Raw genomic sequence first — 15,557 nt, 5'->3', positions numbered from 1 at the left:
GCTCGATGTGGGATTCGACTATGCATAGCGCTTGACGGCCAAGACGGTTGCTCAGGCCTGTACGTGGCGCCGCTGCCGACGAGCCAGACGTCGCGCACGATGTTGACGCCAATGCTCGATGCGCCGGAAAAGCCATCCACGCGCAGGCTCGACACCGGTGCGTACATAGCCGATGGGGCTGGGTTCCATCTGGAAACGCCTTTGCAGATCCTCAACGCCGCGTCTCCCTGCGAACAGCAGCAGATCACCCGAGCGTAGTTCGGTTTCGAGCGATGGGAGCGTCACGGCCTGAGTTCCCCGCAACAACAACAGAGGTACGGCTCTCAGACGCTCTGCCGGGTTGAGTGGATCGATCAACAGTTCATCCAGCCGCAGCGGCTGTTTTCCCGGATGTGTCAGAATCTCACGCAGCCCCGGGTAGGATGCAAAACAGCGGAATACCCAAAGATAGGGCACACGCTCTTCCAGTTCGGTCAGCAAACGCACGCCGATCTGTTCGGCCATCTCCGACCCTTGCTCACGTACCATCATCAGGAAACGGTTGCGCGTGGGTGTTATCAGCAACTGCAGACACTCACGCGTCATCAGTTCGCCCTTCACGAAGACCAGATCAGCCTTTGCGGCCTCGATCAGACTGGCATCCGCCACATGGTTCTGGCGTACCACCACGATCAGATCAGGCTTGATCCGCCTCGCACGTGACACCAGCGAAAGATTCACTACATCGCGATCGGTACACACCACCACGCCCACCGCATTTTCCAACCCAGCATTGCGCAGGCTCTGCGTCGAGTAATCCAGACGCACCAGGTGTTCTTCCTCCTTCAGGCTTTCATTTGGATCCACTGCCGTCCAGGTACATCCGACACGTTCCAGTTCATGCGCCACTGCCTGACCAAAGCGACCGAAGCCGAACAGCAACCAATGCCCCTTGGGCATCATGAAAGGTTTGGGACAATGGCTGCCCGGCACGCTGGAAAGCCACTCCTCCACCCACAGAACGGCGGGCGCGGAGATCGCCAACCCGAGATTGGTGGCAAAGGTCTCGAAGGGATCAATGACCTTGATCATCGGAAAAGCATCCAGGTTGGCGCGTGCGAAGGGGCTGTGCACCCGCGCCACCACCTCCAGATCCGGATTCAACGTGCTGGCACCGACCGCAATGGTCTGTGCCATTTCGTCATCTCCCACCAGCACGATCAGGGCCTTGCAATTCGGTTGCTTGGCACCGGCATCGCAAAGCACGTCTGGCCAGCGCGCATCGGCAGCCAGGGCAGGAACCGGCTGATGGAACACTTCGACGTCGACATGCGAAGCCCGCTCCGGACGCAGCTCCACGATCACCGTACGTACGCCGGTTTCATCCAGTGCGTGTGCCAGCGCAGTGCCACTCTGCCCATAGCCCGCGATGATGTAGAACGGCTCCTCCAGACGACACACACGGGCCACAAAGCGGCTACGTGCCAGAGCCCCACGGAAAGTCGCGTCCTGTACCAGGGCCAACACGCTGCCGAAGGTGTAGGCCCAACAGATGACCGAGAGGTAGATGGAGAACATCACCCAGGCACGCTGCGCTCCTGTAAAGGCGTGCGGAAGCTCACCAAAGCCGATGGTGGTCGCCGTATAGCTGATGATGTAGAAAGCGTGGAAGAAACCGAGCGAATCCACCCGCCCTTCGGGATCCACGCCCGGAATCACCGCCAGGCCGAACACCGAGACAGCGTAGGCCAGGATGAGTGCAATCAGCGGAGCACGCAGGCGCCGCAGCGCCAGCATCAGGACGTCACCCATGAGGGGTCAGCGCGTCTGGCGCAAGGTTTCGCCGATCAGCAGGAAGACGGAAATGGCATTGGCCACCAGGGCACCGCCACTGAGAGAGACGATCATCGTCATGGTGCTCCCGTCCATGGGCACCTCCGCCACATAGACACGCCACATCCACACCAGGGAGGCCGCCACTAGTTGCAGCACGGCAACAAGACTGGTCGCAAGGTGAGTGGCGCCAATCTGCGTACGGTCTCCGAACTTGAGAATGGTTGCCACCAGGTTCACCACCACGGCAAAGAACAATGCCGAGGCGTGATGCAGTTCAGGGCGATCGATCTGGCCGACGAAAAAACCGAAATTGAGGGTACAGGCCAGGATGATGAAGAAGCCGAACACCACCTTTTCGAGATTCATGGATGCCTCTGTCAAAACGCGCGTCGCGGACGAGGCACGATGATCGCACGAAAATCCTCGCGAATCCGTGCCCGGCAGTTCCCTTGCGGGCGGCAGCAGTACCGTCAGGAGGCTGTATTCAGCACGAATACCTGGTCGCGTGCCAAAGACCGCAACGTTTGGGGTAGCCGGGCTGACGCAAGCTGGGCCGTGATTTCACGGACATGGCCTGGCTTGAGATGGGTAACGAAGACCTCTGGCCTGACCGTAAGGGCTTCCAACAGCGCAAACAAGCCCGAAGGAGTCAGATGGCCTGCACTTTGCGCCAGCGCCAGACTGCTGTCCGGCAGGGCTGCTTCAATCAACAGATAGCGCAACTCCGAAATGGCTTCAAGTGCGCGCCTCAACGCCGGGTTATCGACGGTATCCCCGGTGAAAACCAGCGCTTCACCTCCAGCATCAAGGCAATAGCCCGTTGCCGGAACCGTATGCAGGGCCGGCACAAGCCTGATGCGACGCGTCCCGAGTTGCAGGTTCTCTCCGGGTTGCAGAGGTAGCAGCAATAGCCCCGGGTTGTCCGCTTCAGGCAATACTGTGAAATCCGGCCACATCTGCCAGTTGAAAACGTGCCTACGCAAGGCCTCGAGACTCTCGGGCAGGCCATAGACCCGAACAGGCCCCTGGCGCAGATCGGCCACGGTGTCGAGCAGCATGGGCAGCATCGCCACGTGGTCCAGATGTGTATGGGTGAGTAACACATGATCGATGCGAACCAGGGATTGCAAAGGCAACTCCCCTACGCCGGTACCACAATCGATCAGGACATCATCATCGACCAACAAGGCCGTGGTGCGATTCTCACCTCCGATTCCGCCGCTACAACCGAGTACCCGGATCTTCACGGCAGCCCCCGGATCACGCCTTCTGCCGAAGATAGAATTCCATCTTCACGCCAGCCAGTTCGATCACGTCATGATCGGCCAGTAGATGCGCCTGTGCATCGAGCTGCTTGCCATTGAGGATGGGAAACGAGTCTCCCTCCACATGGGTAATGAAATAGCCGTGCGGGCGCCGTGTGATCACCGCAACCTGCACCCCGGGCTTGCCCAGGGTGGTCAGCGATTTCTGCAACTCCAGCTGCCGGCCCGCATTGCGGCCGCTGATGATCTGCACCACGCCGATCTGATCATTGGCCACCACCGAGCCCAGACCGTCGGTTTCGGTCGGTGAGCTCCAGCCTTCGTTGCTGGTAATGGAGCTCTCTGCACCGAAACCCACCATGGTCTCGGTATGTGCACGCGGATTGGCACCGAGACCGACCGACTCCGGTGTCGGCGCGAATGCCTTCTCGAAGGTGCTGGAGGCGCCAAACTCGGCAGCATCCTTGAGAAACTTGATCCGGTACTTACCCAACTCGACGACGTCATTGTCCTTCAGCACATGCTTCTTGACCGACTGGCCATTCACATAGGTACCGTTGGTGCTGTTCAGATCCTCAAGAAAGGCATCGTTGAGAATGGAGACGATCACCGCATGCTCACCACTGATCGCCAGATTGTCGATCTGGATATCGTTGTGTGGCTTGCGGCCGATGGTGGTGCGCTCCTTCTTGAGCGGAATCTCCTTCAGCACCAGCCCATCCATGCTCAGAATCAGCTTTGGCATCTCGTCCTCTTCCAGTAGGGCGTGCATCACACCCGCATTCTGCCATCGTGCAACCAGCTTCCGGCAATCAGCAGGGCTGCAGTATGCACCGGGCCGAAACCTGCGTCAGCACGCAGGGGTTCTCCGGTATCTCCCGACATGACAAAAGGCCGCTTTCGCGGCCTCGTGTCACCTGTAGCATTTTCCTCAGAGCAGGCCCTTGAGCAGCTTGCCCATTTCCGAGGGGTTTCGCGTCACCTTGAAACCACAGGCCTCCATGATCGCCAGCTTGGCATCCGCCGTATCCTCGCCACCGGAGATCAGGGCACCGGCATGGCCCATGCGCTTGCCCGCTGGCGCCGTCACACCGGCAATGAACCCCACGACGGGTTTCTTCATGTGGTCCTTGCACCAGCGTGCGGCTTCGGCCTCATCCGGGCCGCCAATCTCGCCGATCATGATGACCGCATCGGTATCCGGATCTTCATTGAACATGCGCATCACGTCGATGTGCTTCAGGCCGTTGATCGGATCGCCACCGATACCGACAGCGGACGACTGGCCCAGACCGATCTCGGTCAGCTGCGCCACGGCTTCATAGGTCAGCGTGCCCGAACGCGACACAACGCCGATACGGCCCTTGCGATGGATATGGCCCGGCATGATGCCGATCTTGATTTCGTCCGGCGTGATCAGACCCGGGCAGTTCGGGCCCAGCAGCAGGGTTTTCTTGCCACCTGCAGCCTCTTTGGCCTTCATGCGGTTGCGCAATTCCAGCATGTCACGCACGGGAATGCCTTCGGTGATGCAGATCGCCAGATCCAGATCGGCTTCCACGGCTTCCCAGATCGCAGCGGCTGCGCCCGCAGGCGGCACATAAATTACCGACACGGTGGCGCCCGTGGTATCCGCCGCTTCCTTGACGGAACCGAAGATGGGGATGCTGAAGATCGACTCGCCTGCCTTTTTGGGATTCACGCCCGCCACGAAACAATGCTTGCCATTGGCGTATTCCTGGCACTTCTCGGTATGGAACTGGCCGGTCTTGCCGGTAATCCCCTGGGTGATGACCTTGGTGTCTTTATTGATAAGGATGGACATGTCTTGAACTCCTGGTGGCCAGCGGCTTAAGCCACGGCAGCAACGATCTTCTGGGCGGCATCCGCCATGGTGTCGGCAGAGATGATGGGCAGGCCTGATTCGGCCAGGATCTTCTTCCCCAGATCCTCGTTGGTGCCCTTCATGCGCACCACCAGCGGCACGGCAAGCTTCACCTCGCGTGCAGCAGTCACCACGCCGTTGGCTATGGTGTCGCACTTCATGATGCCGCCGAAGATGTTGACCAGAATGCCCTTCACAGCCGGATTCTTGAGCATGATCTTGAAGGCCTCGGTGACCTTTTCGGTCGTCGCGCCGCCTCCCACGTCCAGGAAGTTGGCCGGCTCGGCACCGAACAGCTTGATGGTGTCCATGGTAGCCATCGCCAGACCAGCACCGTTCACCAGACAGCCGATGTTGCCTTCCAGCGAGATGTACGCCAGATCGAACTTGGAAGCCTCGATTTCAGCCGGATCCTCCTCGTCCAGGTCGCGATACTCGACGATGTCCGGGTGACGGAACAGCGCGTTGGCATCGAAGTTGAACTTGGCATCCAGCGCCTTGATGTTGCCGTTGCCTTCGAGGATCAGCGGGTTGATTTCCGCCAGCGAGGCATCGGTTTCCATGTAACAGGTGTACAGCTTCTTCAGCGTGTCGACCGCCTGCGCGATCGAGCCTTCCGGTACGCCGATACCGACGGCCAGCTCCTTGGCCTGCGTGTCGGTCAGGCCGGCAGCCGGGTCGACGAAGACCTTGATGATCTTCTCCGGCGTGTTGTGCGCGACTTCCTCGATGTCCATCCCGCCTTCGGAAGACGCCATCATGGCGACCTTCTGCGTGGTGCGGTCGGTCAGCGCCGCGACGTAATATTCCTTCTTGATGTCGGCGCCTTCCTCGATCAGCAGCCGGCGTACCTTCTGGCCTTCAGGCCCGGTCTGATGCGTCACCAGCTGCATGCCGAGAATCTGTGCTGCCAGCGTGCGCACCTCATCGGCGGATCTCGCAAGCTTCACGCCACCACCCTTACCACGCCCGCCCGCGTGGATCTGAGCCTTGACCACCCAGACCGTGCCACCCAGTTCTCCAGCGGCCTTGACCGCATCCTCCACGCTGAAACACGGGATGCCACGCGGCGGGACCACGCCATGCTTGCGCAGGATTTCTTTCGCCTGATACTCGTGAATCTTCATTTATGTATGCCCTTGTCCATGGTGTGTAACGGAACCCCGGGCTCACGCATGACCAGGCAGTGGCTACCAGCACCGGCACACGTGCTTCTCTGCAGGGTGCCGGGATTCTATACCCAATCATCACCGCCCCCACAGCACCCGGGCATGTACCTAGGGGGCCCCGGACCGACCGATGCGGGGTAAAGAATCCACAATTAACGAAAATTTCCGCGCATGCGCCAAACAAGCGGCAAACACAGTCGTTAACAGCATTGAATCCGGAATCTGCTTTTTGCGACTTTTGCCACAACAACTACGGTTTCAACCCGAATACGTGCAACACGCACCTTAAAATTGAGGCCCCCGGAGCGAGACCAGAAATCACGAGCGCATGAACGCCTGCCCTTTTCACCGCCGCCATCAGCCCCAGTGGTTCATCAGCGCCTTTGCGCTGGCGCTCGGCATGGTCAGCGGGGGGGCGAGTGGCATCGGCCTTGGTGCCGCCTCCAGCAACAGCCACATCGGTGAAGCGCTGCGGATCGAGATACCCATCCAGCGCGACGCCAGCGAAGAAATCAGTCTTGAATGCATCCGTCTGGCACCACCGCGCGATCAAGCCAACGAGCTGCCCTGGCTGCGTCAGGCACGATTGAGTCTGGAGCGCGATGGCCGGCTGCTCGTACTGCACGCGCCTCCCAGTAATCATCCTGCGCTCACAGTAAGCGTGGCGCTCGATTGCGGCCTTGCACTGCGCCGTGAATACACCCTGCTGCTCGAGCCACCGCGCGAAACAACACAGACCACCGCAGAAGCCCCTGCGATGACGCCGCCTTCCGCCCCTCCTCGGCCAACGCTCAGACCGGACGCTCGCCCGGGCTGGGAGACCGCTCAGAGCGAATCCGCACGCAGTATCGCCAATGCACTGGCTGCTGGAGATCCGGCCAACCAGCGCGCACTCGCGCAGGCCATCGTGGCGGCCAACCCGCAACATTACGGCGGCAACAAGAACGCACAATCGATCCTGCCAGCGGGTAGCCAACTCATCATCCCGCCCCTTCCAGCAACAACTCCCGCACCACGGCCAAAGCCTCGCGAACCTATCGCCCAGACGTCCCGCCCACCTCGCGCCACACCTCAAGCCCCCAGGCCCCAAGCTGTATCAGCAGAACCCCGTGACCGACTGTACATCAGCGGTGGCGCCGAAGATCTCCCGCTGCGCATGTCACTCACCCTGGGCGAGCCAGGCACAGTACCGCCGCCCGACGCGGATGAACGACTCCGGCAGGAAGCAGGCATGCTGGCATCGCTGGATGAAAAACTCGCCACGCAAATTGAACTGACGGAACGCCTAAGACAACTCGAAACCCTCCAGTCCCGGCTTCAGGAAGAAACCAGCCGCCTTGCTGCAGAGCTGAAAACCAGGGGAGGCGACATCCCCGAGAACGCCCCGCTTACCCGGCCCCAAGCGCCCCCCCCCGCAGCTTCTGCCAACGTCCCCGCATCATCGCACCAGTGGCCTTACTGGTTGCTGGCCTTGTTCGTGCTGTCCAGCCTGTTGCTGGCCGCGATACTGTGGCTGCGTCAGCGAAGGCCCCGGCTTCCCAGCCTGGAGGAGCAAGCCGGGGAGGTACCGGAAACGCTCATCGAACCGATCTCCGAAGCCGATATCTGGCCCGACGAAGCCGGTCATGCACCGGCACGCTCGCCGCGCCGCGCCGCAGTCATGACCGGGGCTTTGAATCCCCTGACAGTTTCCCGCCTCGGGGTCCCCTCGCTACTGCAGGTTGTGGAAAACAACATTCCGGAGCATGAATCAGCCGTCCAGCTCGCAGACATCATGATGTCGTTCGGCCGTGTCCAGGGGGCCGCGCAAACGCTTGCCGATTACATCCGGACAAGTCCCAAGCAGGCCGTAAAACCAGGCCGTAAAACCCTGGATCAAGCTGCTGGAAGTCTATCGCGCGGGCAACATGAAGATGGAGTTCGAAGCCTTGAGCCAGCAGTTCAACAAACTCTTCAACATCCGCCCCGCAGCCTGGGACGAATTCGAGATCGAACGCGCCAAACCTACCTCACTGGAGGATCTGCCGCATCTGGCCACACGCCTCGAAGCCCTCTGGGGAACCCGCGAATGCCAGGTTTTCCTGTACGAATTGCTGCGCGACAACCGGCAAGGCACACGCCAGGGGTTTCCGCTCGCCATCGTCGACGAAATACTGCTGCTGCTAGGCGTGCTGGAAGCGCAACTCGGCCCCTATCGACCGGCAGAGCCCGCGGTGGATGAAACCATCGTCTCACCGGCCACTGCGGCAACCCTCGAATCCCTGGCCGCTTTCGCGCTGAGCGTCTCGCCATTTCCACTGGAGCAGACCTTCGCCGCCCCCCCGGCCGAGCACGTACAGCCCCCGGAACCGGAACCTGAACCTGCACCCGATCCGGCACACAGCACCACGCTCGATCAGCTCGACTTCGAGCTGGACATGGCGGACATGAGCCAGACTCTGCACATCAATCTCGACGAGCTGGATGAAAACGGCCAGCCACGTTCCTGACGAGCAATCAGACGGGATTGTCGAGGTCGAGAAAATCCACTTCCAGATCGCTGTTTCCGCTCAGCCAGGCCGCCAGCGCACGAATTCCATAACGCTCGGTGGCGTGATGCCCTGCAGCCAGGTAAGGCACACCGGTTTCGCGTGCCAGGTGAGTGGTCTGCTCCGAGATTTCGCCGGAAAGATAGAGTTCGGCGCCAGCGTTGATGGCATGCTCAAAGTAAGCCTGTGCGCCACCGGTGCACCAGGCAACACGACTCACCAGCCGCTCGCCATTGCCCACAAGCAAGGGTTCCCGGGCCAGCCTCGCTGCCACAGAGCGGGCAAGCTCGGCTGCGGGCATCGGCTGTGGCAAATGCCCCAGCAACACCAGGGGCTGCGTGGCGCATGCCCCCTCAACCTCCCAGCCCAATGCACGCGCCAGCTGTGCGTTGTTGCCCAGCTCCGGATGCGCGTCGAGCGGCAGGTGATAGCCGAACAGGTTGATGTCATGCGCCAACAGGCGCGCCAGCCGTTGCCGGCGCCACCCGGTGACGCGCCCATCCTCGCCACGCCAGAACCAGCCATGATGCACGACGATGGCATCAGCCTCCCGCTCGATGGCGGCCTCGACCAAAGCCTGACTGGCGGTGACCCCGCAGAGAATCCGCCGCACCGTGTCGCGTCCTTCCACCTGCAGACCGTTTGGGCAATAATCAGCGAAGCGCCCGCAATCGAGCAGTTCGTCCAGGGTCTTCTGCAATTCAGCGCGGCGCATCGGCACTCTTTCCTCTGTTCTTCGGGTCTCTACGCTCGGGCAGCGCCCGACAGGCGGGAATTATGCAACGTCTCTGGTTGATCTTCGCGCAAACGGTCACGGTCGTGCTCGGCCTGCTGTTTGTCATCAACACACTCAAACCTGAGTGGATCCATGGCCAGCGCCCTGCCAGCGCCCCGGCAGTGCCCGCGCTGAGCGAGCTCATGGCCCCCTCGCCCGCACCGGCATCGGTCCCAACCCGCGAACCCGGCAGCTACGCCCAGGCCGCCGCGCGCGCGCTGCCCTCCGTGGTGCACATATTCACCAGCAAGGAGATTCCTGCCCCCCGCAATCCCTTGCTCAATGACCCCTTCTTCCGCCATTTCTTCGGCAACATGGAAGAGCAGCCAGCCCAGCGCGCGTCCGGTCTGGGCTCCGGCGTGGTGGTCAGCGCAGATGGCTACATCCTCACCAACAACCATGTCATCGAGGCTGCCGACGCCATCGAAGTCGCGCTCAACGACGGCCGCAAGTTCAACGCACGCATCATCGGCCGCGACCCCGAGACCGATCTTGCCGTACTGCGCATCGACAGTAAGGAGCTGCCGGCAGTCAGTTTCGCCCCCCAGGGCGACCTGCGCATCGGTGATGTGGTACTCGCCATCGGCAACCCTTTCGGCGTCGGGCAGACGGTGACCATGGGTATTGTCAGCGCGCTGGGACGCTCGGAGCTGGGTATCAATACCTTCGAGAACTTCATCCAGACCGACGCGGCCATCAACCCTGGCAACTCCGGCGGCGCACTGATCGACGCCGGCGGTAATCTGGTCGGGATCAATACCGCGATCTATACACGCTCGGGCGGCTCGCAAGGCATCGGTTTCGCAATTCCGGCCGACAGCGCGCGGGATGTGATGGAACAGATCATTTGCAACGGGCGTGTCGCCCGTGGCTGGATCGGCATCCAGGTACAGGAGATCACCCCCGAACTGACCGCCAGCTTCAGGCTGCCTGAGAAAGGCGCCCTGATCGCCGGCATCGCACGCAACAGCCCGGCGCACAAGGCCGGCATCACACCAGGCGACGTACTGGTCAGCATCAACGGCGAAGAGATCAGCGACGCACGCGCCGTACTCAAGCGCGTCGCAGCACTGCCGCCCGGCCAATTGGCCAAGATCGGGTTGATACGAAACGGCAAGACGCTGGAAACCGTGCTGCAGATCGGGCAGCGGCCGTTGCCGACCAACGTGCAGGAATGAAATCTGCCCACCCTAAGAACCTGTTCACGATTTTCCGTTTGTCATTCAAACCCCTCCCCAGCCGGAGGATCGGGTTTGCACCCCGATCCGATTCAGAGGCGCAAGGCAGTGCCTTGCGAATTCCCTCTTCCCGCCCCCTTATCAGGGGAGGGAGTCCGCACGGGCACGATCTGATGTGCTCCTCCCCTGATAAGGGGGCGAAGCGGGGCGGCGAGTACTACTCGCCGCCCGCGCAGCCGCGAGCCCATGCAGGGGCGAGCGTGGGCGGTCGGGAGGGGTTGAGTTGCAACTTTTTCATGACACAGGAAAGATCATGAACAGGCTCTAAGCCGTAGGTGCGTTCAGGCTTCCGGCGGCGGGATATCCTGCTGCGCGCCTGGCGCCAGACCAGCGATACGCGGTAACGGAGGCGTCACATCGGCGTTCTGCGCGCGCTGGCGCAAGGCATGATCGATCAGTACGAGTGCCAGCATGGCCTCGGCAATCGGCGTGGCGCGGATGCCCACGCAGGGATCATGGCGACCGGTGGTCATCATCGTCACCGGCTGGCCTGAACGGTCGATAGAGCGGCGCTCCTGCGGCAGTGAGGAGGTCGGTTTGATCGCCAGTGCCACGCGGATGTCCTGCCCCGATGAGATTCCCCCCAGCACGCCCCCGGCGTGATTCGACAGGAACCCCTCAGGCGTGAGTTCGTCGCAGTGCTCGGTACCACGCTGGGCAACCACGCCGAAACCATCTCCGATCTCTACCCCCTTGACGGCGTTGATGCTCATCATCGCGTAGGCGATATCGGCGTCCAGCCGGTCGAACACCGGCTCGCCCCATCCCGGCGGTACGTTGCCGGCGATCACCTCGATCTTCGCACCGATGGAGTCGCGCTCGGCCCGGATCTTATCCATGCAGGCCTCAAGCTGCAGAATGATTTCCGCATTCGGGGCAAAGAAGGCGTTGTTGTCCACCTCAGCCCAACGCTTGAACGGAATCGGAATCTCGCCCAGCTGACTCATGAAGCCACGGATCACGATGCCATGGCGCTCGCGCAACCATTTTTTGGCAATTGCGCCTGCAGCAACACGCACCGCCGTTTCGCGCGCCGACGAACGCCCGCCGCCACGATAGTCGCGCACACCGTACTTGTGTTCGTAGGCGTAGTCCGCGTGGCCTGGACGATAGGTGTTCATGATCTTCGAGTAGTCACCACTGCGCTGATCCTGATTACGGATCAACAATGCAATGGGCGTACCGGTGGTTTTGCCCTCGAATACGCCGGAAAGGATCTCGACGGTATCCGGCTCCTTGCGCTGGGTCACATGGCGCGAGGTTCCCGGCTTGCGACGATCCAGTTCCGCCTGGATATCGGCCTCGGTCAGCGCCAGCCCAGGTGGGCAGCCATCGACCACGCACCCAATCGCCGCGCCATGCGACTCGCCAAAGGAAGTCACCGTAAAAAGGGTGCCGAATGTGCTGCCGGACATGGAAAAAGCCCCGTGCTGACTGGTTGCGAGGAGGGCGGATTCTAGCACGCCGCCCGAGACCACCCGGACCGCCTCCAGGACCAACCATCTGCCCGGAACGATCATTGCTAGTCTGCTGTCACAGGACTGTCACTAAAATGACACACAATACTGAGAGCGTTCCGCCCGCCCGATAACGAAGCCGTCCCCGACATGCCGCATTCCAATCTGTTCCCCAGCGCCGCCCCCGAACACCTGCTCAACCGCGAGCTGTCCATCCTCGGTTTCCAGCGCCGCGTGCTGGCCCAGGCTGCAGATCCCCGCGTTCCCCTGCTGGAGCGCCTGCGCTACCTGTGCATCGTTTCCAGCAACCTGGATGAGTTCTTCGAGATTCGCATGGCCGGTCTCAAGGAGCAGATCAAGCAGGGCGCCCTGCTTGGCAACGCCGCACCAGCGCAACGGCTGTATCAGCAGATCAGCCAGAAAATCCATTCGCTGGTGGCCGAACAGTACGCGCTGCTCAACGACGAGATCCTGCCTGCACTGGCTGCAGAAGGCATCGTGTTCCTGCGCCGCTCGCTCTGGACCGATGCCCAGCGCGAATGGGTACGCCAGTACTTCGAATCCGAAATTCTGCCAGTGATCACCCCGGTGGGACTGGATCCCGCACACCCCTTCCCGCGCCTGCTCAACAAGAGTCTGAACTTTGCCGTCGAGCTCGAAGGAAAGGATGCCTTCGGGCGCAACTGCAAGGCCGCCATCGTGCAGGCGCCACGTGCACTGCCACGCGTGATCCTACTGCCAGCCGCGCTCACCGGTGTGGAAAACGGCTTCGTGTTCCTTTCCTCGGTACTGCACGCCCACGTCGGCGAACTGTTCGAGGGGATGCACGTACTGGGCTGCTATCAGTTCCGTGTCACACGCAACAGCGATCTCTTCGTCGACGAAGAAGAGGTCAAGGATCTGCGCAAGACACTGCAAGGTGAATTGCATCAGCGCAATTTCGGCGGCGCAGTACGCCTGGAAGTAGCCGATACCTGCACCGAACAGATGCGCGACTTCCTGCTCCAGCAGTTCGATCTGGACCCCGAGGAGTGCTACCGCGTGCCTGGCATCGTCAACATGGTGCGCCTGATGCAGGTTCCTGACGGCGTCAATCGCCCGGATCTGAAATTCCCGGCATTCCAGCCCACGGTACCCAAGGCTCTGGCCAAACGTGACGAACTCTTCGCCACCATCCGCCGACAGGATTTACTGCTGCACCACCCTTTCCAGAGCTTCGCACCGGTAATCGATCTGCTGCGCGCGGCAGCGGATGACCCGCAGGTCGTCGCCATCCGAATGACGGTGTACCGCACCGGCACCGATTCCGTGCTCATGGAAAACCTGCTGCGCGCCGCGCGCAAGGGCAAGGAAGTCAACGTGGTGGTCGAACTGATGGCGCGCTTCGACGAAGAAGCCAACATCAACTGGGCCGCGCGCCTCGAAGAAGCGGGCGCGCATGTGGTGTATGGCGTGTTCGGCTACAAGACCCACGCCAAGATGTTGCTCATCGTACGCCGCGAAGAAGACGCCAACGGCCGCACGGGCTTGCGCAGCTACGCACACCTGGGAACGGGCAACTATCACCCGCGTACCACGCGTTTCTATACCGATTTCGGCCTGCTCACCGCCAATCCCGCCATATGTGACGACGTACATCAGGTTTTCAAACAGCTCACAGGCCTGGGTCAGGCCGATACGCTCAAGCACATCTGGCAGGCACCGTTCTCATTGCAATCGGGCGTCATCAAAGCGATCCAGGCCGAAGCCGAGGCCGCACGTGCCGGCCGCAAGGGGCACATCGTCGCCAAAATGAACGCCCTGCTTGAACCACAGACCATCCAAGCGCTCTACGAGGCTTCACAGGCTGGCGTGCATATCGAGCTGATCGTGCGCAGCGCCTGCGCCCTGCGCCCTGGTATTCCAGGCCTCTCGGAAAACATCCGGGTGCGCTCCATCGTCGGGCGCTTCCTCGAACATTCGCGTGTCTTCTACTTCCATGCCGATGGCGAAGAGCATGTGTATCTCTCCAGCGCAGACTGGATGGATCGCAACTTCTTCCGCCGCATCGAGGCTTGCTTCCCCATCCTGGATCCGAAACTCAAGCGCCGCGTGATCCGCGAAGGCCTCAAGCCTTACCTCGCGGACAATGCTCAAGCCTGGGAGATGGACGGCAACGGCGAGTACCGCCGTCGCAGCACGCGTGGTCTCCGGCGCAACGCCCAGGAAAGCCTGCTTCAGGATCTGGGCGAGCCGGTCTGATCACCTGCGCCGCAGGTTTATCACCCCCACGGCGCCGAGGATCAGCAAGGCGGCCGTGGCCTCGGCCCACCCCGGTTGCTCGCCCAGAAAAACGGCCCCCGAGAGTACGCCGATCAATGGTGTCACCAGGGAAGAAAGCGAAGACACCGCCACCGGTACCAGCATCACCAGCCGGTTCCAGGCCCAGTAACAGAGCATGAAGGTCACCAGGGCATTGAACGCCACGGCGGCCATTGCCCCTGGCCCTGGCCAGGCGGTCGGCAGACCATCCACCACCAGGCTGGCTGCCAGCATCGGCAACGCGCCGAGCAGCAATGTCCAGCCAGTCAACACCAACGCAGGCAAGGGCGGGCTCCAGAGCTTCAGCAACACGATTCCCCAGGCCCAGCTCAAAGCCGCCAGCACCATCAGCAACACCCCCAGGGGAGCATTGCCCAGCGCTGCCGCCGCAGGCCCCATCAACACCGCCACACCGGCCACGCCCAACGCCACGGCCAATACCCTGCGCGCATTCAGCCGCTCGCGCAGCAGCCAGACCGACAGCGGCACGCACCACAGAGGCATGGTATAGGCCAGCAGGGCAGCCCGTCCGGATGGCAGATACATCACGCCATACGTGGAAAGCACATTCCAGCCGATCATGTTGAAGGCCGTCAGCCATGCCAGCTGGCCCCAGAGCGCACGCACTACTACCAGGCGCCCTCCTTGCAACCGCACCAGCAGCAGCATCAAGGCGCCACCCAGCGTTCCTGCCACGCCCCGGAGCAGCAACGGCGGCATCTGCTCCAGAGCGTACTTGATCACCGCCCAGCTCAGTCCCCAGCCGAAAACAACGATCAACAGCAGAAAGACGCCGAAGCGGGGAATGCGGAACGACTGTGGCATGGATCTGAAACTCGGAGCAGGCGGAAGGCGAACGATACGCCGGTCAGGGCGGACGCCCGATGAAGGGCGCGACGATACTGCACACCGAGATTGCAGTCACACCCTTTCACCTTGCTCCCTGCCCCCTCAATCCGATACGCCCCCCTGACACCGGGAAACCCAGAGGAATCACGCCAGATCAATCCTCGCGGCCATCAGGCGTCGCGGCCCTCCGTCTGCGGCTGACCACGGCGTTCCGGCAAGGTGAATCGCCCCGGGTTTCCTAGACAGCCCCGAGCTTCATGAAATACTGTTTTTCA

At 61.6% G+C, this 15,557-nt stretch carries 13 protein-coding genes; 3 read left to right on the top strand and 10 right to left on the bottom strand.

The window, feature by feature from the left end; genetic code table 11:
* Positions 1–51: 51 nt before the first annotated feature.
* The 7 genes from BGI27_RS15575 to BGI27_RS15545 all read right to left on the bottom strand — a co-directional run bounded on the left by BGI27_RS15575 (position 52) and on the right by BGI27_RS15545 (position 6,759).
* On the bottom strand, positions 52–1,791 hold the full coding sequence (locus tag BGI27_RS15575; protein ID WP_095525741.1) for an NAD-binding protein: 1,740 nt from the start codon (positions 1,789–1,791) through the stop codon (positions 52–54).
* A 6-nt stretch (positions 1,792–1,797) separates the two neighbouring features.
* Positions 1,798–2,181 carry a DUF6394 family protein gene (locus tag BGI27_RS15570; RefSeq protein ID WP_095525740.1) on the bottom strand — a complete coding sequence of 128 codons (384 nt, stop codon included), beginning with the start codon at positions 2,179–2,181 and terminating at the stop codon, positions 1,798–1,800.
* Between the two features lie 104 nt (positions 2,182–2,285).
* Entirely contained in the window at positions 2,286–3,062 is a 777-nt protein-coding gene (locus BGI27_RS15565) for a 3',5'-cyclic-nucleotide phosphodiesterase (protein WP_095525739.1), read from the bottom strand.
* Positions 3,063–3,075: 13 nt separating this feature from the next.
* Positions 3,076–3,825: an FHA domain-containing protein gene (locus BGI27_RS15560; protein WP_095525743.1), complete on the bottom strand. Its 750-nt coding sequence runs from the start codon at positions 3,823–3,825 to the stop codon at positions 3,076–3,078.
* 186 nt (positions 3,826–4,011) lie between these two features.
* Positions 4,012–4,905: a succinate--CoA ligase subunit alpha gene (gene sucD / locus BGI27_RS15555; protein WP_095525738.1), complete on the bottom strand. Its 894-nt coding sequence runs from the start codon at positions 4,903–4,905 to the stop codon at positions 4,012–4,014.
* A 26-nt stretch (positions 4,906–4,931) separates the two neighbouring features.
* Positions 4,932–6,092, bottom strand: coding sequence for an ADP-forming succinate--CoA ligase subunit beta (gene sucC / locus BGI27_RS15550; RefSeq protein ID WP_095525737.1), 1,161 nt, complete (start codon positions 6,090–6,092; stop codon positions 4,932–4,934).
* A 292-nt stretch (positions 6,093–6,384) separates the two neighbouring features.
* On the bottom strand, positions 6,385–6,759 hold the full coding sequence (locus BGI27_RS15545; RefSeq protein ID WP_141239781.1) for a hypothetical protein: 375 nt from the start codon (positions 6,757–6,759) through the stop codon (positions 6,385–6,387).
* Between the two features lie 1,282 nt (positions 6,760–8,041).
* On the opposite strand from BGI27_RS15545, the gene BGI27_RS15540 reads away from it, so the two are divergent.
* Positions 8,042–8,623 (top strand): hypothetical protein, encoded by a 582-nt coding sequence (locus tag BGI27_RS15540; RefSeq protein ID WP_095525735.1) that lies wholly within the window; start codon positions 8,042–8,044, stop codon positions 8,621–8,623.
* A 7-nt stretch (positions 8,624–8,630) separates the two neighbouring features.
* Here BGI27_RS15540 and BGI27_RS15535 read toward each other — a convergent pair whose 3' ends face one another.
* Positions 8,631–9,377 carry a Nif3-like dinuclear metal center hexameric protein gene (locus BGI27_RS15535; protein WP_095525734.1) on the bottom strand — a complete coding sequence of 249 codons (747 nt, stop codon included), beginning with the start codon at positions 9,375–9,377 and terminating at the stop codon, positions 8,631–8,633.
* Positions 9,378–9,439: 62 nt separating this feature from the next.
* On the opposite strand from BGI27_RS15535, the gene BGI27_RS15530 reads away from it, so the two are divergent.
* Positions 9,440–10,615: a Do family serine endopeptidase gene (locus tag BGI27_RS15530; protein WP_095525733.1), complete on the top strand. Its 1,176-nt coding sequence runs from the start codon at positions 9,440–9,442 to the stop codon at positions 10,613–10,615.
* Between the two features lie 341 nt (positions 10,616–10,956).
* Here the strand turns inward: BGI27_RS15530 and aroC are convergent, their stop codons facing one another.
* Positions 10,957–12,090 (bottom strand): chorismate synthase, encoded by a 1,134-nt coding sequence (gene aroC, locus BGI27_RS15525; RefSeq protein ID WP_095525742.1) that lies wholly within the window; start codon positions 12,088–12,090, stop codon positions 10,957–10,959.
* Between the two features lie 192 nt (positions 12,091–12,282).
* Between aroC and ppk1 the strand changes: the two genes are divergently transcribed.
* A complete protein-coding gene (ppk1, locus tag BGI27_RS15520) occupies positions 12,283–14,373 on the top strand; it encodes a polyphosphate kinase 1 (protein ID WP_095525732.1) in 2,091 nt (696 codons plus the stop codon).
* Here ppk1 and BGI27_RS15515 read toward each other — a convergent pair whose 3' ends face one another.
* Positions 14,374–15,258 (bottom strand): DMT family transporter, encoded by an 885-nt coding sequence (locus tag BGI27_RS15515; RefSeq protein ID WP_095525731.1) that lies wholly within the window; start codon positions 15,256–15,258, stop codon positions 14,374–14,376.
* Between the last annotated feature and the right edge of the window lie 299 nt (positions 15,259–15,557).

This window comes from Candidatus Dactylopiibacterium carminicum, from assembly GCF_014736495.1.
GTDB classification, from domain to species: Bacteria; Pseudomonadota; Gammaproteobacteria; order Burkholderiales; family Rhodocyclaceae; genus Uliginosibacterium; species Uliginosibacterium carminicum.
Note: the sequence above shows the minus strand (reverse complement) of the source record. Positions and strands in the feature narration are given on the sequence as shown.